General features: G+C 37.9%; 1 protein-coding gene. It reads left to right on the top strand.

The genetic code is table 11. From position 1 onward, the window contains the following. Positions 1–240: hypothetical protein (locus IAE51_RS12385; protein ID WP_200095657.1), on the top strand; the 240-nt coding region annotated here is incomplete at both ends.

Genomic DNA, 240 nt, shown 5'->3' with positions numbered 1-240 from the left:
TCATTAAGTGACTCAGATTCCATATCTGATAGTGAATCTACGAGTGATAGTGTGAGTGATTCAGTTTCCGATAGTGATTCAATTTCTGATAGTAATTCATTAAGTGATTCTGATTCCATATCCGATAGTGAATCTACGAGTGATAGTACGAGCGATTCCGTTTCGGACAGCGACTCACTAAGTGACTCAGATTCCATATCTGATAGTGAATCTACAAGTGATAGTACAAGCGATTCCATT

Origin of the sequence: Lactococcus sp. S64 (assembly GCF_016516525.1) — a bacterium.
GTDB lineage: Bacteria > Bacillota > Bacilli > Lactobacillales > Streptococcaceae > Lactococcus > Lactococcus lactis.
The sequence above is the reverse complement of the archived record's forward strand: the minus strand, read 5'-3'. Positions and strand labels throughout refer to the sequence as shown.